This is a genomic window from Pseudomonas sp. ML2-2023-3, from assembly GCF_037055275.1.
Taxonomy (GTDB): Bacteria; Pseudomonadota; Gammaproteobacteria; order Pseudomonadales; family Pseudomonadaceae; genus Aquipseudomonas.
Window position 1 is genome coordinate 4961962 of sequence record NZ_CP146343.1, and the last position, 17983, is coordinate 4979944.

Genomic DNA, 17983 nt, shown 5'->3' on the forward strand with positions numbered 1-17983 from the left:
ACGAGCACGCTTATATAAGGGAAGAACTATGCTTACTCACGTCTTTTCCGATAAACATATCGACAGTGACAAACGCACCCAAGACTGGGTCACCGCTACTGTTGAAGTAACGCTCGAACGCCATTTGGAAGATCTGACCCGGGTCGAGGTCCATCTCAGTGATGAAAATGGTGGCAAGTCTGGTCCGAAGGACAAACGCTGCAAAATGGAGGCTCGACCTAAAGGACACCAGCCGATTCTTGTATCCCACGACGCTGATTCGCTGACCCAGGCTGTGGAGGGTGCAGCTGAAAAGCTGGAGCACGCTCTGGAACACCTGTTCGGCAAGCTGCGTGGCAAACGCACTGCGGCCCTCGCCCCGGAAGGGTTTGAGGCAAAAGAACCAAAGCAGAGCGCTGACGCTTTGCTGGAAGAAGAGTTTTTGGAAAAAGAAAAAGAACTCGAACTCAATAGCTGATACCGCGTCCAGGACGCATAAAAAAGGGCGGGCTTACTTCGGTAAGCCCGCCCTTTTTCATGAAGAGCCCTTACAACTCGCCCTTCTCCACTTCCGGATGCTCACTGGAGCCGGTACCGGTCTTGCGATGGGGATTCTCGATCTTCACAGACGGGAACTGCGAAGACGCATAGCGCACCACCAGGATGGCAAACGCCAGCAACAGGATTGCCCCGGTCAGGTACACCACGCCCATGTCCGGCGGGTTGTGGTGTGACACGTTGGAAATCAGCAAGCGGGTCAGCGCCGTAATTGCCACGTAAATCAGGAAGCGCACGGGCATGTGGTTGGTTTTGAAATAAATGCCTACCATGGCGCCCAGTTCCAGGTAGATGAACAGCAGCAGGATGTCATCAATCGAGATGTTGCCCTTCTCCACCATCCCCAGAAATTCCATCACCGCCGCCCAGGCAGTGACCGCTCCAATGGCAAACAACGCCAGGTAATGGAAGGTTTCGACGAACAGATTGCCCATCGATTCGGCCAGTTCATGAACCTGGCGACGTAGCTTCTCAGCTTTGTTAACTCTCACGATGCAGCTCCTTGAATCGACTCGAACGGATCATCCGCGATGCACATGACGCTTTTTACATGCAGAAAAAAGGCCAGCGACCCCTGGTGAGATGATGGCGGGCGGCTATTAGACACGTCAGGCTACCGTTGCGCCTACCAATTGCAGCTAGAGTGAAAAAGCCGCTATTCAAATCCAGGTGATTGGATTATCCTTTTAGCTGTATATAAATACAGTAATCGCAAGATAATTTACGTGAAGGCATATGAGGTGGTAAATGGCCGTCGAAGTGGTATACCGCAGCAGCCGAGATCTGGAGCGTTTGTTCATGGATAAAGCCGAAGCTGACCGTCATGACAAAATGCTGGAACTGGCAGAATTGCTGGCCGAAGTGTTGCAAAAAGCTGTGCCGTCCCTGAGCGAGCAACAAGTCGAGGAAGCCGGTATTTACATGGCGAAAAATCGCGATGTGTTTGCCAAGGCCTTCAAGAGCCAGCCGGACGCCCTGTCCGAGTTGCTGGTCGGCAGCGAGTAATCGCACCCAGTCCTCGCTTGACTCTCCCCTATGGGGCAGCCCCTAACCTCGAAGGCCCCCTTTCAGGTTGGCGTCACGATGAGCAAGCGAGTACTGGTGATCCTGGGTCACCCCGGCACCGACAGTTTCTGTGGTGCACTGGCAGACAGCTATGTCGAGGCTGCCAGGAGTGCCAACCATGATGTTCGCGTCATGCAATTGGGCACCCTGCACTTCGATCCGGTACTCCATGAGGGTTACAGGCAGATCCAGGCACTGGAGCCTGATTTGCTCAACGCTCAGGCAGACATCCTCTGGGCTGAGCATCTGGTCCTGGTCTACCCGATCTGGTGGGGTGGAATCCCCGCATTAATGAAAGGTTTTTTCGACCGGATCCTGCTACCCGGCTTTGCCTTTCAGTACCGCAAGGGCAAGGCATTCCCAGACAAGCTCTTGAAAGGTCGCAGTGCCCACCTGCTGGTGACGATGGACACGCCCCCTTGGTACTACAAATGGGTTTACCGCATGCCGGGACTGCATCAAATACGCAAAACCACCCTCGCGTTTTGTGGCATAAAGCCCCTCGCCACCCTGACGTTCGGCCCGCTTCTGGACGCCACGCACGCACAAAAAACCACATGGCTGCAGCAAGCCCGCACGCTCGCGATCCGCTGAGCATCAGCCTTGCGGGCGGCCATTGAAAAAGGACTTTTCATGTACATCGGCAAAGCCGCCCAGCTGTCGGGCACCACCGTCAAAAGCATTCGCCATTACGAAGACATCGGCCTGTTGCCACCACCGCAACGCCGGGGGGCTTATCGCGTCTACTGCGAGCAGAGCGTTGAGCTGTTGATGTTTATCAAGTGCGCGCAGCAATTGGGTTTCAAACTCAAGGAGATGCAGGCCATTCTCGATGAGCACCGTGGCCAGACACTGCCCTGGGAAGTGGTCAGCAACGCAATTGCCCGCAAAAAACACGCTGTGGCAAGCCAGATCGAGGCATTGCAGCAGGTGCATGCGGGGCTGGTTGAGTTTGAGTCACGCTTTGCCATGGGAGGCCTGGAGCTGGATTTGGCCTGTGTTCAGTCCTTGGGGTACAGCAATTGATGCGCCAGCTCATCCGAAACCCGTGCCGGTGAGCGCTTTTCAGCCTGGGCATGGGCGTAGATGCCGGTCAATCGCCGGCTGATACGCAACAACTGCTCATTGATGGCCTCGGGCGTTGCGCCTTCATGGGTCAGCGCCATATAGATCAAGCCGCCAGAATTAATGACGTAATCGGGCGCGTACAAAATACCCCGCCGCTCAAGCTGATCTGCCACTTGCAGGTTGGTCAGCTGGTTATTCGCACATCCGGCCACAGCCGAGCAGCGCAGTTGCGCCACACTGTGCCAGTTCAGCACGCCACCCAGACCACACGGCGCCAGAATATCGCACGGGGTACTGAGCAAGGCTTCGCACGCGATGGGATGCGCACCAAGTTGCTCCATGGCCAGGCGCACTTTAACCGGATCGGTATCGCAGACCAGCAACTCGGCTCCCGCGGCATGCAGTTGCTCGGCCAGCGCGTACCCCACCTTGCCCAACCCTTGTACCGCTACCCGCAAACCTTCGAGATTGTCGCTGCCCAAGCGCGACGAGGCGGTGCTGCGAATACCGGCAAACACACCCATTGCCGTATGGGGCGAAGGATCGCCTGCAGCGCTGGTACTGGTGACGTGTCGGGTATGTTGGGCAATGCAATCCATATCGGCGGTAGAGGTGCCGCTGTCGATGGCGGTGATGTAGCGCCCGTCCAGTTGCTCCACGCAGCGGCCAAACGCTTCAAACAGCTGCGCACGGCTTTCGACATGGGCCGCACGAATAACGACTGCCTGTCCACCCCCAACGGCCAGACCGGCCAGAGCCGCCTTGTAGCTCATGTCTTGAGCCAGATGAATGGCATCGTTCACAGCACTTTCGTCGTTGGGGTACGCCAGATAACGGCAGCCACCCAATGCTGGACCCAAATGAGTGTTATGAATCGCAATCACGGCCTTGAGGCCTGTAACGGGGTCCACACTAAGGTGCAGCGACTCCAGCTGAGCGCTTTGCATGAGAGCAAACATCATCAGGCCCTCGAACGATTATGGGTAATCGCCAGTATAGGCGGCGCCAGAAAAATCGTTGAAGTGCGCAGGAATAAGCCTGTGCGGTTTTCGGGGTTTCGGACATATCCCGGCGGGATCGGATTCTGTGGGAGCGGGCTTGCTCGCGATACAAACAACGAGGTTATCCAGCAAGACCGCGTTGATTCGATCGCGAGCAAGCCCGCTCCCACAGTGAGTTCAGGCAGGTGTATCAGGCTGATTGGCCGGATGCGCCTGGATAAACGCCGGGTGTTGCTCAGCCAGCGCTGCCACACGGGCAATGCGCGGGTACGCCGCCATTGGCACGCCAAAACGCTGCGCGGCGTATAACTGCGGGATCAGGTACACATCCGCCAACCCTGGCTGCGACCCGAAGCAATATCCGCTGTCACCGATCAATTGCTCAATGGCTCCCAGCCCTTGGGTGATCCAGTGACTGATCCACTGCACCACTTGCTCTTCGCTCTGCCCCAATTGACGCAGTTGATTGAGCACGCTGACGTTGTGCAACGGGTGAATATCGCAGGCCACCAGGGCCGCCACCGCCCGTTCGTGAGCGCGTACGGTGAGATCCGGGGACAGCAGCGCTACCTGCGGATAACGCTCTTCAAGATATTCAATGATCGCCGGCGACTGGGTCAGCACGCTGCCCTCATCGGTGCGCAAGGCCGGCACGCGGCCTTGCGGGTTGATCGCCAGATATGCCGCCTGGCGGTGTTCACCGCCAGGCGGCGCAATCAGGTTGACCGGCACTGCCTGATAATCCAGGCCCTTGAGCGCCAGCGCGATCCGCACCCGGTAAGAAGACGTGGAGCGGTAATAGGTAAAGAGTTCCATGACCCGCTCCTTTTAACGCGCTGCGACAACCTTGCCCCGGCACTCGCCGAAACCAATGGAGGCATGACCTTCACGGGTGCAGCGGGCACGCAGGATGATTTCATCACCGTCCTCCAAAAATTTGCGCACCTCTCCCGAAGCCAGCTCGATCGGGAGTTTGCCGCCTTCGGTGATTTCCAGCAGGCTGCCCAGCTGCGAGCGGTCAGGGCCCGACAAAGTCCCCGAACCGAACAGGTCGCCTGACTGCAATTGGCACCCATTGACGCTGTGGTGAGCCACCAGCTGCGCAGCAGTCCAGTACATGTTCAGGCTATTGCTCAACCCCAGGCGATGGGCGGGCAGATTTTGCTGGCGCATCGACTCGGTCAACAACAGCACTTCAAGTTCAATATCCAGGGCACCACCGGCCTGGTCCTTGGGGTCAAGCAGATACGGCAACGGCTGCGGGTCACCTTCAGGACGGGCCGGTTGCGCACGGCGGAACGGCTCCAGCGCTTCAGCCGTTACCACCCACGGCGAGATGCTGGTGATAAAGCTCTTGGACAGAAACGGGCCCAGCGGCTGGTATTCCCAGGCCTGGATATCCCGGGCCGACCAGTCGTTGAGCAAGCAGAAACCGGCGATGTGCTCGCCTGCTTCGCTGACAGGAATCGCGTCCCCCATCTCATTGCCCTGGCCAATCCAGATCCCCAGCTCCAGCTCATAGTCCAGGCGCGCGCATGGACCAAAGGTCGGTTCAGTCTGACCCGCTGGCAAGGTTTGCCCTTTTGGACGACGTACGTCGGCACCCGACGCACGAATGGTAGAGGCGCGGCCGTGATAGCCAATCGGCACATACTTATAGTTGGGCAGCAGCGGATTGTCGGGACGGAACAGTTTGCCGACATTTTTTGCGTGCTCGATACCGACATAAAAGTCGGTGTAGTCACCGATTCTGGCAGGCAGATGCAGCTGGCAATCCGCCGCCAACGGCAGCAGCTTTGCGCCTTGGGCTTCGATTTTCCCGCGCAGGGTGCTGCCTTCAACCAGCAGTTCAAGCAGGCGCTCGCGCAGGGCAACCCGGGCGCTGCGGCCCAACGCAAAATAGGCATTCAACGCCCCGCCCAACGAGGCTTCTACTGCAGCCTTCGCCTGGCCTTCGAACAGACCGGCCGCCAGTCCGGCTTCAAGGTCGAAAATGGAATCGCCAATGGCAACCCCGCTGCGCGCAGCAGATCCATCAATACTGAAAATGCCCATCGGTAAGTTTTGCAGCGGGAAGTCGCTGTGACCGTTGGCGGAGGCAATCCAGCTACGGGGGAAGGTGGACTGGGTCATGGGTTATCTCCGATTCGGGGTGAAGGTTGCGGGCAAGGAGGCCCAGCAAGCGTCGTAGTTCGATTGCAGTTGCGGGCATTCAAGCGCAAACCGGCTGGGACGCAACACCTGGCTGGTCTCAAACATGAAGGCCATGGTGTTGTCGATCTTGCTCGGTTGCAGCTCGGCCGCAATCGCTTTGGTACAGGTTTCGCCGTCCGGGCCGTGGGCGCTCATGCAGCTGTGCAGAGAGGCACCTCCCGGCAAGAAGCCTTCGGCCTTGGCATCGTAGCTGCCCTGGATCAGGCCCATGAATTCGTTCATCAGGTTGCGGTGGAACCACGGTGGCCTGAAGGTGTTTTCAGCCACCATCCAGCGCGGCGGGAAAATCACGAAGTCCAGATTGGCCAGGCCAGGCACGCTGGTCGGCGAAGTCAGGACGGTAAAAATGGACGGATCGGGATGGTCGAAGCTGACCGTGCCAATGGTATTGAAGCGGCGCAAGTCGTATTTGTAGGGCACGTTATTGCCATGCCACGCGACCACGTTCAGCGGCGAGTGATCCAGCTCGCAGCCCCACAGTTCGCCGAGAAATTTTTGCATCAGTGTCGTGCTGCCCTGGCCGTCTTCGTAATGGGCGACCGGCGCCAAGAAGTCGCGGGGGTTGGCCAGACCATTGCTGCCAATCGGCCCCAGGTCCGGGAGACGCAACGGCGCGCCGTGGTTTTCGGCGACATAGCCACGGGCCTGCGGGTCGAGTAACTCAACGCGAAACTTTAGTCCACGGGGGATGACCGCAATCTCCAAAGGCTCCAGGTCCAGACGCCCCAGCTCCGTGCAGATACGCAAGCGACCATGCTCAGGCACCAGCAGCAACTCGCCGTCAGCATTGAAAAACACACGCTGCATCGAGGTGTTGGCACGGTAATGGTAAATGCTGATGCCCGAGGGTTTTTCCGCCCCGCTATTGGCCACCATGCCCACGAGGCCATCGATAAAGTCAGTGGCCTCGGCAGGGATTGGCAGCGGATTCCATCGCAAGCGATTAGGCGTTACCGGGCCCAGTGGGCCGCCGGCCAATTGCCGCTCCAGCTTAACGAACGCAGGATGATTGGCGGACGGCTGGATGCGGTACATCCAGGTCCGCCGCGATTCGCTGCGGACCATGGTGAATGCAGTGCCGGACAACAATTCGGCGTACAGGCCGTACGGGGCTTTTTGCGGAGAGTTCTGACCGACCGGCAAGGCGCCGGGCAGTGCTTCGCTGCTGAATTCATTGCCAAACCCGGATTGATAGCCAAAGACTGGCGAAGACGCGTCGAGGTTCATGGAGCCTCCAGAGTGGAGAAGACAGTGGACTGCGCATTGCTGTGAGACAACCTGCGCGTCGCTGCGTTATTTTTATCGTAATTCAATTACGCATAACGTAATTTGATTGGTATTAAGCGTCAAGCTATAAAGACGCCCATTCGTCCCGAGATATAAGCATCACCATGGAAAAGCCCCGTAGCAGCAATGACAGTGCCGGCAAACAAAAAGTGCGTTCGGCCGAGGTCGGCACAGACATCCTCAAGGCCCTGGCCGAGCTGTCACCCTCGACCTCGCTGTCGCGCCTGGCCGAACACGTGCAGATGCCCGCCAGCAAGGTGCATCGCTATTTACAGGCGCTTATTGCCAGCGGGTTTGCCGAGCAGAATATCGCCACCAACCATTACGGCCTGGGGCGTGAGGCGTTACGAGTGGGCCTGGCCGCGCTCAACAGCATGGATGTGCTAAAGGTCGCCGCCCTGCCCCTGGCCGAGTTGCGTGATGACTTGAACGAAACCTGCTTTCTGGCCGTGTGGGGCAATCAGGGGGCCACGGTGGTGCATATTGAACCGGCGGTGCGGGCAATCACGGTGGTCACTCAGCTAGGCTCGGTTTTACCGCTGCTGAGTTCATCCACGGGGCTGGTGTTCAACGCCTTTTTGCCGGACCGCGAAACCGCCGATTTGCGCGAACTGGAATTAAAAACCGATCTGGTTCACCCGCTGGAAAAACCCGAGGCCTATACCCGGCTCTGTGAGCACATCCGTCAGCGTGGCTTGCACTTTGTGCATGGCTTGCTGATGCCCGGTGTTGATGCGCTGTCGGCCCCGGTATTCGACGCTACCGGCAAGGTTGCCGGCGTACTGACCGTGGTTGGCCCCACATCACTGTTCCACGCCGATGAAAACGGGCCGGCAGCCAAGCGTTTGCTGGCTGCCAGCCAGGCCATCAGTTGGCGAATGGGCTATCAGCCGGGCTGACGATCAGCGACGTCAAACCATCCATTTGTATTTGGCTTCATCGAGCAGGTCTCTCATCAGTTGTTCGATGTCCTCGATGGCAAACTGATGCATTCGGTGGCTGTCCTGGAACGTCCAGGGTTTAGAGAACACGCCTGTTTCCCAGTCGTTGTGCAACTGGACCGTGCCCCACTCCAGCGTGTCCATGCCAAGGCCCTGCAGGTCCTGGTTAAAGGTCAATGTCAGGTCAACGATGTTGTTGACCGTGTTGATGTAAATGTTTTCGCAATCTATTGCATGGTGCAGCAACTGCTCATTCAGAAACGAGCGTACCCGCTCGAGCACTTCCGGGCTCGGCTTGAGGGTGAAGCTTGCAGCATCGAACACGCGCTTATCCATATCGCTCATGATGAACCTCCTGTCATTGCTCCCGGCCTGTGCAGCCTCGTGCTGCATCAGATCAGCCGGGAGAAATCATGTGAAAGCGCATTCAACACGGCCAATATGCAGGGCATGAAGTACATAGTTATCACGCCCTCATCAGATATATAACCCTCTGAGCTACCGCACTTTTTTGCTCCACCACTGTTGTCGAAGCTGTAAAAGAGATTGTCGTAAAGCGGCCTTACTCCGCAGCGGGCAAGTCCTTATTCTTGTCGAACTTTCCAGCACGGACACACGTCCAACGCATCGAGTCGCATCGACTCTGCACCCGATTTACCCTGACGTTGATTTGTAGCTCCTTGATGAACGTCTTCCTTGGCCGCTGTTTTCAGCGGCCTTTTTTATGCCCGCAGATTGTGTGGCAACGGTAAAAGCTAAAACACCATCGCCAGCAGCGGCGCGGCGAACAGGTTAAGAATGCCGGTCAACACCATCACCAGCCCTGCCACCGAACCTTCTTCGCTCCCCACTTCCCGGGCGCGGCTCACGCCCGCCCCATGGGCACCGATACCGAACAGCGCACCCCGTGCCAGACTGCTGCGCAGCGGCAACCACTTGAGCAGGATGCCGCCCAGCAATGCGCCAAATACTCCGGTAAACATCACAAACACAGCCGTCAGTTCCGGTACGCCACCCAAACCCTGGGCCAGCGGCATGGCAAACGGGGTGGTGATGGAGCGCGGCACCAATGACATGGTGAGTTCAGTGTCGAGTGACAGCGCCCTGGCCAGCCAGAATGAACTGCCGATGGACGCTGCGCTGCCTGCCAGCATGCCCAGCAGCAAAGCCACCCAATGCCGGGCCAGCAACCTGCGCTGCTGCCAGATAGGCACAGCGAAGGCGACCGTCACAGGCCCCAACACCAGCATCAGCCAATGGGTGTTGCTGGAGTACTCGGCATAGGCGGTGTGTAACGGGACGGCCACGGCAAGCAGCAAGGCAGGTACCAGAATCAGCGGTGACAGCAGATAGCGGCCGGCGCGCTGATACAACCAGCGGCTAAAACCGTAGGTGCCCAGAGTGAACAACAGCCAGAACATGGGCATCAGTTCAAACTTCATGGCGCACTCTCCAACGGCATACCGCCTCAACGGTAAACGCCGTCACAACCATCACCAGCAGGGTGCTGACGCCAATCACCAGCAGGATGCGCCAGCCGTCATCACGCATGATCACGCCGTAGTCGAGCAGGCTCATCAGCGCGGGAATAAAAAACAACAGCATTTCAGTCATCAACACGCCGGCCCCCAGTTGCAGGGTCGCAGGCTTGACCCAGCCCAGGGCAAACGCCAACAGCAACAGCGCCATGCCCACGACACCCCCCGGTATTGGCAAGTGCCACCAGGCCGCGAGCTGGCAGCCCAAGAAGTAGAGCGCCAACAACACCGCCAGCTCACTGATCAGCCGACCCAAGCGTTTTACATCAAAGCGTTTCATGATCTTTCCATTCCTGACAAGCCATCAGTCTAAAGAGCCTGCTACCATCCCAAAAACGAATTGTCAGACTTATAGCCATTCCAAAACGGAATCACGACGATGGAATTCAAACACCTGCGCACTTTTATTGAAGTTGCACGCCTGGGCGGCTTCACCCAGGCCGCCAGCGGCCTGCATATCAGCCAGTCGGCGGTCAGCAAGCAGGTGGCACAGCTCGAGCACAGCCTGGGCACGCCCCTGTTCGATCGCCTGGGCTCACACGTCAGGCTGACGGCTGCGGGGACGGTGGTGCTACAGCGAGCCGAGGACATGCTGCGTTTGCACAACGAGTTGCTGAGCGAACTGGACGATTTGAGCCATCTGACCCGGGGCGAGCTGCGAGTTGGCCTGCCATTGCTGGGCAGCAATACGCTGTTTGCCGGGTTATTTGCCGAATACCGGCGACGTTATCCGAATATTCAGGTGCAGTTGTTGGAAGAAGGCAGCTTGAATATTGAAAAGGCGGTTTTGAGCGGCGAGCTGGAACTGGGCGGTAGCTTGACGCCGAAGAATCCCGCTTTTGCTTATCTGCCCTTTTGTGACGAGCCTCTGGACGTTTTGATCCCGGTAGATCACCCGCTGGCAGAAGGCCCCAGCGTGCGCCTTGAACAATTGGCCGATACTCCTTTTTTGCTCTATCAGCGCAGTTTTGTGCTCAACGATCGCGTGCTCAAGGCCTGCCAGCAAGCGGGCTTTACCCCCATCGAAGGCGGACGCAGTGGGCAGGCGGATTTTTTGGTGGCACTGGTGGCCGCAGGCCAGGGCGTGGTATTGCTGCCCAGCGTGGTTGCCCGCGGGCTGGTGCGCCCCGGCGTGGTGCGGGTAAAGCTGCTGGCACCGGACTATTTGCGCTGGGATATCGCGTTCATCTGGCGCGACGGCGCGTATTTGTCACGGGCAGCCCAAGCCTGGCTTGAGCTGCTGCGTGAACGCCCGGTTATTGGCTCAGTGCTTTGATCAAGTCTGCAATCCAGGGCTCGGAGTCTTCCTCTGGCGTCACCGTGACACTGGAATCCAGGCGCAGCATCGGCAGTACTTCGCCCACGCCAAGCTCGGCAAACAGTTCGCGCAGTTGCTCGCCACCGCCACAGAACGTATCGCCGTAGCTCTCGTCACCCAAGGCGATCACGGCACCGGGCAAACCGCGCCAGGCGGCTGGCAGCTGGTCACGAATGGCGCTGTACAACGCCACAAGATTGTCGGGCAGCTCGCCCATGCCCGTGGTCGAGGTCACGGCCAACAAAGCTTCAGGGCCGAACGCCTGGAGATCGGCAAGGGTGGCGCGGGAATTGAGAAACACCTCAAAACCGGCATCAGTGAGCAGTTGCTTGGCATTACGGGCGACTTCTTCAGCAGTGCCGTACACCGAGCCGCAAAGGATGGCGACTTTCATCAATCTGATCCTGTAACTGACTAAAAGGCTGGGATATTAACAGGTGCGACACAGCTCTCGTACCTATGCCTTAAGATGCAGCAATCTGTTCGACTAAAGAGAATTGCACGATGATCAACGCCCGCTTGTTGCAGCGCATGGTAGACGCGTCCCAGGACGGCATTGTGGTGGCCGAACAAGAAGGCGAAGACAACATTCTGATTTATGTTAACGATGCGTTTGAGGCCCTCACCGGCTACAGCCGCGACGACATCCTGTATCAGGACTGCCGTTTTTTGCAGGCTGGCGACCGCGACCAGCGTGGCCTGCAGTTGATCCGCGAAGCCATTGCCAGCGGGCAGCCGACTCGCCAGGTGCTACGCAACTATCGCAAGGACGGCACGCACTTCTGGAATGAGCTGTCGATAACGCCGGTGTTCAACGAGAACGACAAGCTGACCTACTTTATTGGCGTGCAGAAAGATGTCACCCAGCACGTCAAGGCCGAACAGCGTGTCGCGCAGCTCGAAGCCCAGCTGGCTGCTGTCCAGGCCGAGTTGCAGGCACTCAAGGCGACGAGCGGATCAAACAAAACGTAAAAAAAGCGGTCTGATAATCGCAATGACGATTTTTCTGACCTTTTTTTGAGCCCCATCCATGTCTCACGATGCCCTTTTGACTCAGGACGAGCTGGATTTCATCCGAACGATGCACCAAAACCCGCTGCTCAATACGCGGGATGCGTCGTCCAGCCTGACGGTCAACGGTGTGTCGCAAATCCGTGATCTGCTGACACGCCTGGCGGCCCATGAACAGGTCACCATCCTGGCGCAATTCGCCAACCAGCAAATGAGCTTTCCACTGCGTCTGGTTGAAGACGAGTTCCATGCCCAGCATCTTCAACTCGGAACGCCGAGCATCTTCGAGGACGGGCCCAAATCCCGCCCCTGGCGCCTCACCTTGGCAGAACCGGTCCCCCTGGAAAACATCAGGGGCAAAGCCGGTCACCTGTGGGTCACCGAACTTTCGTTCAAAGGGATGCTGGTTGAAATGCGTCACGACAGCGAGCCACCCCGCCAGTTTGCACAGTGGTTCAGCCCAGGCGGCCATGAGCGCATTGCCCTGCGCGGCACCCTTGAACGTAAAACCGAACTGGGCCTTTACGCCTACCAGCTCAGTCAGCGTAACAAGGGCGAGACTGAACGCCTGCGCCAATACATCTTGCAGCAACACCGCCTGACGCACCCAAGCCTGCACGGCTGATCTCGATCAGCTGCCCAGTGTTGCCTTGAGATCAGCGTCCAGTCGCTGATTCATCAACAGGGCCTCACTGCCCAGGCAAGCAATGGATGAACCCGCCAGCGCTTCCTGGGCCACATTCGAACCGGCCCCGGCCAATGACATCGAGCAATTCAAGGTCTGCGCCAGCCGCATCAGCCGGCGGTGGTGCGCCGTCCCCAGGGCATGACTGGCAAACAGCACGACAGCCTGAGGCTCCAGTTTTTCGCAGACCAGTGACAGCTCTTCCAAAGGTTGGCCGATAGCCAAAACCCGGACTACGCGATCATTACGGGTCAACAGCAAGCCCGTCACCAGCAGTTCCAGCTCGCGGCACAGCTCGGGCATCGCCACCACCATCACACACTGCCTGGCATCTGCCGCCTGCAACTGCAGGCGATGCTGCACCCGCCCGCGCAAGAAGCCGTCCAGCATCAGCCATTCGCTGGTTCGGCCAAACACATCCTGAGCTTTTGACAACTGTTGCCACAGGGGCAGGAAGATCCCCTGAAACACCACTTCGACCGGGTAGCTGGAGTAAATCTGACCGTAGAGTCTCTCCAGCTCCGACTCATTGAAGGCCGCGAGCGCGCTGCTGATACGGGTTTGCCATTCGCCATACTCGCTGGCCTCGGGCTGCGGATTGTCAGCGGGCTGCGTGTTTGCGAGCAATTGCGCGACTTTGCTGACAGCAACCCCACGCTCAAGCCAGCCCATGATCATGCGAATTGACTCAATATCGCTCACTGAGTACAGCCGATGCCCACTTTCGGTGCGTTTTGGTTCGATCAAGCCATAACGCCGCTCCCACGCACGCAGGGTCACCGGGTTGATGCCGGTGAGCCTGGCCACATCCCGGATCGGGTAGAGACCTTGGCAATCATCAGCCTGTGTAATGGGCTCAACTTCAGTAATCACGGACATTGGGCGGGCAACAGTCAGAAAGGGATGACAGGATTCTACCCCTCAATCCAGACCCTGTGGGAGCGGGCTTGCTCGCGATGCAGGCCCCGCTGCCTGCCAGGTAAGCGGCGGTGATGCCATTGCGGGCACGCCCGCCCCACAAACGGCGCCGTGAGCATTCAGGAACAATACTTGCTTGTTTTTCATCACTCAGCCCACCACCCCGGCGCTGTGTTTTGTGCCTGCCCTACCCGGGCAGCATTAGCCTCATGGAGATACACAATGTCTACCTCCCCTGTCACGTTGATGGTTGCGCGCCGTGTCGCCAAAGGTCGCTACCAGGAATTGATTGCCTGGTTGCATGAAGGCGAACAACTGGCCACGGACTTTTCCGGATACCTGGGTTCCGGCGTACTGGCCCCGCCACCGGGCGACGACGAATTTCAAATCATCTTCCGCTTTGCCGACGAAGCCACCTTGCATGCCTGGGAGCACTCGGTATCGCGCAAGGCCTGGTTGCTGCGCGGCAGCGATTTGTTTGCCAACCCGTCGGAGCACCGCGTCAGCGGGATCGACGGCTGGTTTGGCGCTGCCGGACAAAGACCACCACGCTGGAAACAAGCCGTTGCCATCTGGCTGGCGTTCTTCCCCGTGTCGCTGCTGTTCAATTTTGTGTGCGCGCCCTTATTGAGCGAGCTGAGCCTGTTGCCTCGGGTCCTGGTCAGCACCCTGGCCCTGACGCCGCTGATGGTTTATCTATTTATTCCACTGTCCACGCACCTGCTGGCCAACTGGCTGCACAGCTCGCCAGGCAAACCCCTGCGCAGCGCAATCGCAACCCAGCGCAACTAAGCTCGGGCTTGGGCTTTACGTCGCGGACGCTGGTATAGTTTTGCCATTGCGCCGCGACTGTTTCCGGCTTACCTGCTCCGAGTCTGTCATGCCCACTTCTTCTGCTCCGATCCTGATCACGGGTGCCGGCCAGCGCATCGGCCTGTACTGCGCGCAGCAATTGCTGGCAGACGGCTACCCGGTGGTTTTTACCTATCGCAGCGAAAAACCCGGGGTGCAAAACCTGCGTGACCTGGGCGCTGTTGCCTTGTTTGCCGACTTCTCCACCGAGGCTGGCATTCTGGATTTTATCCAGCGACTTAAAGAGCACACCGACTGCTTGCGGGCAATTGTGCATAACGCCTCGGCCTGGCTGGCAGAAACCCCGCAGACAGAAACCGACGCCTTTACGCACATGTTCAGCGTGCACATGCTCGCGCCTTACCTGATCAACCTGCATTGCAGCGAGCTGCTCAAGCGTTCGACCCCGGCGGATATCGTGCATATCAGCGACGATGTGACCCGCAAGGGCAGCAGCAAGCACATTGCCTATTGCGCCACCAAGGCCGGGCTCGACAGCCTGACCCTGTCATTCGCAGCTAAACTGGCCCCACAGATCAAAGTCAACGGCATCGCCCCGGCCATGCTGTTGTTCAACCCTGACGACGATGCGGCGTACCGCACCAAAGCGCTGGCCAAGTCCGCGCTGGGCATAGAACCCGGCGCCGAGGTGATCTACCAGAGCCTGCGTTATCTGCTGGACAACCCCCATGTGACCGGCACTACCCTGACCGTCAATGGCGGCCGGCATCTAAAATAAGCCGCCCCGCGAGGAAGTATTTTCATGAGCGCATCACTGCCCGGGCATTACCGCGAAATCCTCATCGATATCGGTGAAGACCCTGACCGCGAAGGTTTGCTCGACACCCCCAAGCGCGCAGCCAAAGCCATGCAGTACCTGTGTCATGGCTATGAGCAGAGCCTGGAGACCCTCGTCAACGACGCCCTGTTCGCCTCTGACAGCGACGAAATGGTGATCGTGGCCAATATCGAGCTGTACTCACTGTGCGAGCATCACCTGCTGCCGTTTATCGGCAAGGCCCATGTGGCCTACATCCCGACGGGCAAAGTACTGGGGTTGTCGAAAATCGCCCGCATCGTCGACATGTTTGCCCGTCGCCTGCAAATCCAGGAAAACCTCACCCGTGAAATCGCCGACGCCATTGAAAGCGTGACCCAGGCCGCAGGCGTAGCCGTTGTGATTGAAGCTCAGCACATGTGCATGATGATGCGCGGTGTAGAAAAACAGAATTCGACCATGAACACCTCGGTCATGCTTGGCGCGTTTCGCGAGCCGAGCACCCGCATGGAGTTCTTGCAACTGATTGGACGGAGCAAGTCGTAATGCCACAACTTCAGCCAGGAATGGCCCGTATTCGCGTCAAGGACCTGTGCCTGCGCACCTACATCGGTATCAATGAGGAAGAAATCCTCAACAAGCAGGATGTGTTGATCAACCTCACCATCCTCTATGCCGCGCAAGAGGCGGTGCGCGATAACGACATCGACCACGCGCTCAATTACCGCACCATCACCAAGGCCGTGATCCAGCACGTCGAAGAGAACCGCTTCGCCCTGCTTGAGCGCCTGACCCAGGAGTTGCTGGACCTGGTAATGGCCAATGGCGCGGTACTGTATGCCGAAGTCGAAGTCGACAAGCCGCACGCGCTGCGCTTTGCCGAATCGGTCTCGATTACGCTGGCGGCGAGCCGCCAGGCTGCAACTTCATAACCCCGGTGAACCCCATGACTCCTCAAGAACAGCTTGAACTGGAGGCGGCCGCCTTCCGCCGCCTTGTCGCACATCTGGACAGCCGCAAGGACGTGCAAAACATTGACCTGATGAACCTCTCGGGTTTTTGCCGCAACTGCCTGTCCAAGTGGTACAAGGCTGCCGCTGACGAGCGCCAGATCGACATCAGCCTCGATGACGCCCGTGAAGCCGTGTACGGCATGCCGTATGCCGACTGGAAATCCCAATACCAGAAAGAAGCCAGCGCCGAACAAACCGCGGCGTTTGCCCAAGGAAAAAAGCAATGACTGATGTGAACACCCTGCGCGCCAGCCTCGACAGCGGCGAACACCTCTTCGCCGACACCCTGGCATTTATCGCAGCGCACTACGATTACCAGCCGCAGGCCTTCAATAACGGCGGCGTGGAGAACGCTGCCGGGCAAAATGAAGGCTCGTGCAAGACCCTGGGCCTGGCGCTGCTGGAAGGTTTGAGTGATCAGCAGGCGCTGTTGGCGTTTGGCGAGCATTACCGTTCGGTGCTTGCCACGCCTGAAGGCACAGACCACAGCAATATCCGTGCGCTGATTGCCCACGGCCTGGCCGGTGTCAAATTCGACGCACAGCCGCTGACCCGCAAGGCGTAAGCCAGCCTCTGCCCCATAGGGGGTGGGAGCGGGCTTGCTCGCGATGCAGGCGCCGCTTTTTTTCAGTTACACCGCAGCGATTACATCGCGAGCAAGCCCGCTCCCACAGGACAGACACAAAAAAACCGGCCGAAGCCGGTTTTTTTATTGGGGCGGGCTATCAGAACTGAGCGTTCTGCAGGCCGTCCAGGTAGCGCTCGGTATCCAGCGCGGCCATGCAACCGGCGCCAGCCGAGGTGATGGCTTGACGGTAAACGTGGTCAGCCACGTCGCCGGCAGCAAACACGCCTTCGACGCTGGTAGCCGTAGCGTTGCCTTCACGGCCGCCCTGCACAACCATGTAGCCGTCTTTAAGCTCCAGCTGGCCTTCGAACAACGAAGTGTTCGGCGTGTGGCCGATGGCGATGAATACGCCGTCCACTTTCAGCTCGTCAAAGCTGCCATCGTTGTTTTTCAGGCGCGCGCCGGTCACACCCATGTTGTCGCCCAACACTTCGTCCAGGGTCGCGTTCAGCTTGAGTTCGATCTTGCCTTCAGCAACACGGGCGTGCAGTTTGTCGATCAGGATCTTCTCGGCGCGGAAGGTTTCGCGACGGTGAACCAGGGTCACTTTACTGGCGATGTTGGCCAGGTACAGCGCCTCTTCAACGGCAGTGTTACCACCACCGACCACGGCAACCGGCTTGTTGCGATAGAAGAAACCGTCACAGGTTGCACAGGCGGAAACGCCCTTGCCCATGAACGCTTCTTCGGACGGCAGGCCCAGGTAACGGGCGCTGGCGCCGGTCGCAATGATCAGGGCGTCACACGTGAACGTGCCGCTGTCACCTTTCAAGGTAAACGGACGGTTTTTCAGATCCACTTCATTGATGTGGTCGAAAATGATTTCAGTCTCAAAGCGCTCGGCGTGCTCACGCATGCGGTCCATCAGGGCCGGACCGGTCAGGCCGTGAACATCGCCTGGCCAGTTGTCGACTTCAGTCGTGGTGGTCAATTGACCGCCAGCCTGCATGCCCGTGATCAGCAGTGGTTTGAGGTTGGCGCGGGCCGCGTAGACCGCGGCGCTGTAACCGGCAGGGCCGGAACCCAGAATAATCACACGCGAATGACGTACTTCAGACATGACTCACTCCTATGACCGCCCGCATTGGAACCGGGTCGGAACGCCGTTTACCGGCTGGAATAAAAAGAA

General features: G+C 58.4%; 25 protein-coding genes. 14 read left to right on the top strand and 11 right to left on the bottom strand.

The genetic code is table 11. The features are described 5' to 3' along the window. Positions 1-28 precede the first annotated feature (28 nt). Positions 29-457 (top strand): HPF/RaiA family ribosome-associated protein, encoded by a 429-nt coding sequence (locus V6P94_RS22885; protein WP_133076325.1) that lies wholly within the window; start codon positions 29-31, stop codon positions 455-457. Between the two features lie 70 nt (positions 458-527). Here V6P94_RS22885 and V6P94_RS22890 read toward each other — a convergent pair whose 3' ends face one another. Further along, entirely contained in the window at positions 528-1028 is a 501-nt protein-coding gene (locus V6P94_RS22890; protein ID WP_133076326.1) for a phosphate-starvation-inducible PsiE family protein, read from the bottom strand. 256 nt (positions 1029-1284) lie between these two features. Between V6P94_RS22890 and V6P94_RS22895 the strand changes: the two genes are divergently transcribed. The 3 genes from V6P94_RS22895 (at position 1285) to V6P94_RS22905 (ending at position 2628) form a co-directional block, all read left to right on the top strand. Next, the gene (locus V6P94_RS22895) at positions 1285-1542 is read left to right on the top strand and encodes a YebG family protein (protein WP_338648733.1); all 258 of its coding nucleotides are present in this window, start codon (positions 1285-1287) and stop codon (positions 1540-1542) included. Between the two features lie 78 nt (positions 1543-1620). Next, positions 1621-2196 carry an NAD(P)H-dependent oxidoreductase gene (locus V6P94_RS22900; RefSeq protein WP_338648734.1) on the top strand — a complete coding sequence of 192 codons (576 nt, stop codon included), beginning with the start codon at positions 1621-1623 and terminating at the stop codon, positions 2194-2196. 39 nt (positions 2197-2235) lie between these two features. Beyond that, positions 2236-2628 carry a MerR family transcriptional regulator gene (locus tag V6P94_RS22905; RefSeq protein ID WP_133076328.1) on the top strand — a complete coding sequence of 131 codons (393 nt, stop codon included), beginning with the start codon at positions 2236-2238 and terminating at the stop codon, positions 2626-2628. On the opposite strand, the gene V6P94_RS22910 is transcribed toward V6P94_RS22905, so the two are convergent. The 4 genes from V6P94_RS22910 to hmgA form a co-directional block, all read right to left on the bottom strand. Further along, the gene (locus V6P94_RS22910; RefSeq protein ID WP_338649465.1) at positions 2604-3629 is read right to left on the bottom strand and encodes a Glu/Leu/Phe/Val dehydrogenase dimerization domain-containing protein; all 1026 of its coding nucleotides are present in this window, start codon (positions 3627-3629) and stop codon (positions 2604-2606) included. The genes V6P94_RS22905 and V6P94_RS22910 overlap by 25 nt on opposite strands. A gap of 219 nt (positions 3630-3848) precedes the next feature. After that, positions 3849-4487, bottom strand: coding sequence for a maleylacetoacetate isomerase (gene maiA, locus V6P94_RS22915; protein ID WP_133076329.1), 639 nt, complete (start codon positions 4485-4487; stop codon positions 3849-3851). Between the two features lie 12 nt (positions 4488-4499). Continuing rightward, the gene (gene fahA, locus V6P94_RS22920; RefSeq protein ID WP_338648735.1) at positions 4500-5804 is read right to left on the bottom strand and encodes a fumarylacetoacetase; all 1305 of its coding nucleotides are present in this window, start codon (positions 5802-5804) and stop codon (positions 4500-4502) included. 3 nt (positions 5805-5807) lie between these two features. Further along, a complete protein-coding gene (hmgA, locus tag V6P94_RS22925) occupies positions 5808-7112 on the bottom strand; it encodes a homogentisate 1,2-dioxygenase (protein ID WP_338648736.1) in 1305 nt (434 codons plus the stop codon). 164 nt (positions 7113-7276) lie between these two features. On the opposite strand from hmgA, the gene V6P94_RS22930 reads away from it, so the two are divergent. Next, on the top strand, positions 7277-8071 hold the full coding sequence (locus tag V6P94_RS22930; RefSeq protein WP_133076332.1) for an IclR family transcriptional regulator: 795 nt from the start codon (positions 7277-7279) through the stop codon (positions 8069-8071). Between the two features lie 12 nt (positions 8072-8083). Here the strand turns inward: V6P94_RS22930 and V6P94_RS22935 are convergent, their stop codons facing one another. The 3 genes from V6P94_RS22935 to V6P94_RS22945 all read right to left on the bottom strand — a co-directional run bounded on the left by V6P94_RS22935 (position 8084) and on the right by V6P94_RS22945 (position 9931). Then, positions 8084-8458, bottom strand: coding sequence for a hypothetical protein (locus V6P94_RS22935; RefSeq protein ID WP_338648737.1), 375 nt, complete (start codon positions 8456-8458; stop codon positions 8084-8086). Between the two features lie 410 nt (positions 8459-8868). Continuing rightward, positions 8869-9555, bottom strand: a complete 687-nt coding sequence (locus tag V6P94_RS22940; protein ID WP_338648738.1) for an LrgB family protein — start codon at positions 9553-9555, stop codon at positions 8869-8871. Beyond that, the gene (locus V6P94_RS22945; protein ID WP_326427341.1) at positions 9545-9931 is read right to left on the bottom strand and encodes a CidA/LrgA family protein; all 387 of its coding nucleotides are present in this window, start codon (positions 9929-9931) and stop codon (positions 9545-9547) included. The genes V6P94_RS22940 and V6P94_RS22945 overlap by 11 nt, the downstream gene beginning before the upstream one ends. Positions 9932-10030: 99 nt before the next feature. Between V6P94_RS22945 and V6P94_RS22950 the strand changes: the two genes are divergently transcribed. Further along, positions 10031-10927, top strand: coding sequence for a LysR family transcriptional regulator (locus tag V6P94_RS22950; RefSeq protein ID WP_338648739.1), 897 nt, complete (start codon positions 10031-10033; stop codon positions 10925-10927). Here V6P94_RS22950 and V6P94_RS22955 read toward each other — a convergent pair. Further along, entirely contained in the window at positions 10908-11363 is a 456-nt protein-coding gene (locus V6P94_RS22955) for a flavodoxin (RefSeq protein WP_133076337.1), read from the bottom strand. The genes V6P94_RS22950 and V6P94_RS22955 overlap by 20 nt on opposite strands. Positions 11364-11473: 110 nt before the next feature. On the opposite strand from V6P94_RS22955, the gene V6P94_RS22960 reads away from it, so the two are divergent. Both V6P94_RS22960 and V6P94_RS22965 read left to right on the top strand, forming a co-directional pair. Further along, positions 11474-11941: a PAS domain-containing protein gene (locus tag V6P94_RS22960; protein ID WP_338648740.1), complete on the top strand. Its 468-nt coding sequence runs from the start codon at positions 11474-11476 to the stop codon at positions 11939-11941. Positions 11942-11999: 58 nt separating this feature from the next. Further along, a complete protein-coding gene (locus V6P94_RS22965; RefSeq protein WP_338648741.1) occupies positions 12000-12605 on the top strand; it encodes a hypothetical protein in 606 nt (201 codons plus the stop codon). Between the two features lie 6 nt (positions 12606-12611). Here V6P94_RS22965 and V6P94_RS22970 read toward each other — a convergent pair whose 3' ends face one another. Continuing rightward, positions 12612-13544, bottom strand: coding sequence for a MerR family transcriptional regulator (locus V6P94_RS22970; protein WP_338648742.1), 933 nt, complete (start codon positions 13542-13544; stop codon positions 12612-12614). A 261-nt stretch (positions 13545-13805) separates the two neighbouring features. On the opposite strand from V6P94_RS22970, the gene V6P94_RS22975 reads away from it, so the two are divergent. From V6P94_RS22975 to V6P94_RS23000, 6 genes are all read left to right on the top strand, one after another. Next, positions 13806-14375: an antibiotic biosynthesis monooxygenase gene (locus V6P94_RS22975; RefSeq protein ID WP_338648743.1), complete on the top strand. Its 570-nt coding sequence runs from the start codon at positions 13806-13808 to the stop codon at positions 14373-14375. An 88-nt stretch (positions 14376-14463) separates the two neighbouring features. Continuing rightward, a complete protein-coding gene (gene folM / locus V6P94_RS22980) occupies positions 14464-15174 on the top strand; it encodes a dihydromonapterin reductase (RefSeq protein ID WP_338648744.1) in 711 nt (236 codons plus the stop codon). A 24-nt stretch (positions 15175-15198) separates the two neighbouring features. After that, positions 15199-15759 carry a GTP cyclohydrolase I FolE gene (folE, locus tag V6P94_RS22985; RefSeq protein WP_338648745.1) on the top strand — a complete coding sequence of 187 codons (561 nt, stop codon included), beginning with the start codon at positions 15199-15201 and terminating at the stop codon, positions 15757-15759. Then, positions 15759-16145 (top strand): dihydroneopterin triphosphate 2'-epimerase, encoded by a 387-nt coding sequence (gene folX, locus V6P94_RS22990; protein WP_133076344.1) that lies wholly within the window; start codon positions 15759-15761, stop codon positions 16143-16145. The genes folE and folX overlap by 1 nt, the downstream gene beginning before the upstream one ends. 14 nt (positions 16146-16159) lie before the next feature. After that, positions 16160-16453 carry a DUF1244 domain-containing protein gene (locus V6P94_RS22995; protein WP_338648746.1) on the top strand — a complete coding sequence of 98 codons (294 nt, stop codon included), beginning with the start codon at positions 16160-16162 and terminating at the stop codon, positions 16451-16453. Further along, complete coding sequence (locus tag V6P94_RS23000) at positions 16450-16791, top strand: HopJ type III effector protein (RefSeq protein WP_133076346.1); 342 nt, start codon at positions 16450-16452, stop codon at positions 16789-16791. Before V6P94_RS22995 ends, V6P94_RS23000 begins: the two co-directional genes overlap by 4 nt. Before the next feature lie 160 nt (positions 16792-16951). Here V6P94_RS23000 and trxB read toward each other — a convergent pair whose 3' ends face one another. After that, positions 16952-17914: a thioredoxin-disulfide reductase gene (trxB, locus tag V6P94_RS23005; protein WP_133076347.1), complete on the bottom strand. Its 963-nt coding sequence runs from the start codon at positions 17912-17914 to the stop codon at positions 16952-16954. Positions 17915-17983: the final 69 nt, after the last annotated feature.

Bases quoted from the DNA above. Each gene is read 5' to 3' on its own strand.
- V6P94_RS22885 (WP_133076325.1), top strand. From the start codon at position 29: ATGCTTACTCACGTCTTTTCCGATAAACATATCGACAGTGACAAACGC.
- V6P94_RS22895 (WP_338648733.1), top strand. From the start codon at position 1,285: ATGGCCGTCGAAGTGGTATACCGCAGCAGCCGAGATCTGGAGCGTTTG.
- V6P94_RS22900 (WP_338648734.1), top strand. From the start codon at position 1,621: ATGAGCAAGCGAGTACTGGTGATCCTGGGTCACCCCGGCACCGACAGT.
- V6P94_RS22905 (WP_133076328.1), top strand. From the start codon at position 2,236: ATGTACATCGGCAAAGCCGCCCAGCTGTCGGGCACCACCGTCAAAAGC.
- V6P94_RS22910 (WP_338649465.1), bottom strand. From the start codon at position 3,629: ATGTTTGCTCTCATGCAAAGCGCTCAGCTGGAGTCGCTGCACCTTAGT.
- maiA (WP_133076329.1), bottom strand. From the start codon at position 4,487: ATGGAACTCTTTACCTATTACCGCTCCACGTCTTCTTACCGGGTGCGG.
- fahA (WP_338648735.1), bottom strand. From the start codon at position 5,804: ATGACCCAGTCCACCTTCCCCCGTAGCTGGATTGCCTCCGCCAACGGT.
- hmgA (WP_338648736.1), bottom strand. From the start codon at position 7,112: ATGAACCTCGACGCGTCTTCGCCAGTCTTTGGCTATCAATCCGGGTTT.
- V6P94_RS22930 (WP_133076332.1), top strand. From the start codon at position 7,277: ATGGAAAAGCCCCGTAGCAGCAATGACAGTGCCGGCAAACAAAAAGTG.
- V6P94_RS22935 (WP_338648737.1), bottom strand. From the start codon at position 8,458: ATGAGCGATATGGATAAGCGCGTGTTCGATGCTGCAAGCTTCACCCTC.
- V6P94_RS22940 (WP_338648738.1), bottom strand. From the start codon at position 9,555: ATGAAGTTTGAACTGATGCCCATGTTCTGGCTGTTGTTCACTCTGGGC.
- V6P94_RS22945 (WP_326427341.1), bottom strand. From the start codon at position 9,931: ATGAAACGCTTTGATGTAAAACGCTTGGGTCGGCTGATCAGTGAGCTG.
- V6P94_RS22950 (WP_338648739.1), top strand. From the start codon at position 10,031: ATGGAATTCAAACACCTGCGCACTTTTATTGAAGTTGCACGCCTGGGC.
- V6P94_RS22955 (WP_133076337.1), bottom strand. From the start codon at position 11,363: ATGAAAGTCGCCATCCTTTGCGGCTCGGTGTACGGCACTGCTGAAGAA.
- V6P94_RS22960 (WP_338648740.1), top strand. From the start codon at position 11,474: ATGATCAACGCCCGCTTGTTGCAGCGCATGGTAGACGCGTCCCAGGAC.
- V6P94_RS22965 (WP_338648741.1), top strand. From the start codon at position 12,000: ATGTCTCACGATGCCCTTTTGACTCAGGACGAGCTGGATTTCATCCGA.
- V6P94_RS22970 (WP_338648742.1), bottom strand. From the start codon at position 13,544: ATGTCCGTGATTACTGAAGTTGAGCCCATTACACAGGCTGATGATTGC.
- V6P94_RS22975 (WP_338648743.1), top strand. From the start codon at position 13,806: ATGTCTACCTCCCCTGTCACGTTGATGGTTGCGCGCCGTGTCGCCAAA.
- folM (WP_338648744.1), top strand. From the start codon at position 14,464: ATGCCCACTTCTTCTGCTCCGATCCTGATCACGGGTGCCGGCCAGCGC.
- folE (WP_338648745.1), top strand. From the start codon at position 15,199: ATGAGCGCATCACTGCCCGGGCATTACCGCGAAATCCTCATCGATATC.
- folX (WP_133076344.1), top strand. From the start codon at position 15,759: ATGCCACAACTTCAGCCAGGAATGGCCCGTATTCGCGTCAAGGACCTG.
- V6P94_RS22995 (WP_338648746.1), top strand. From the start codon at position 16,160: ATGACTCCTCAAGAACAGCTTGAACTGGAGGCGGCCGCCTTCCGCCGC.
- V6P94_RS23000 (WP_133076346.1), top strand. From the start codon at position 16,450: ATGACTGATGTGAACACCCTGCGCGCCAGCCTCGACAGCGGCGAACAC.
- trxB (WP_133076347.1), bottom strand. From the start codon at position 17,914: ATGTCTGAAGTACGTCATTCGCGTGTGATTATTCTGGGTTCCGGCCCT.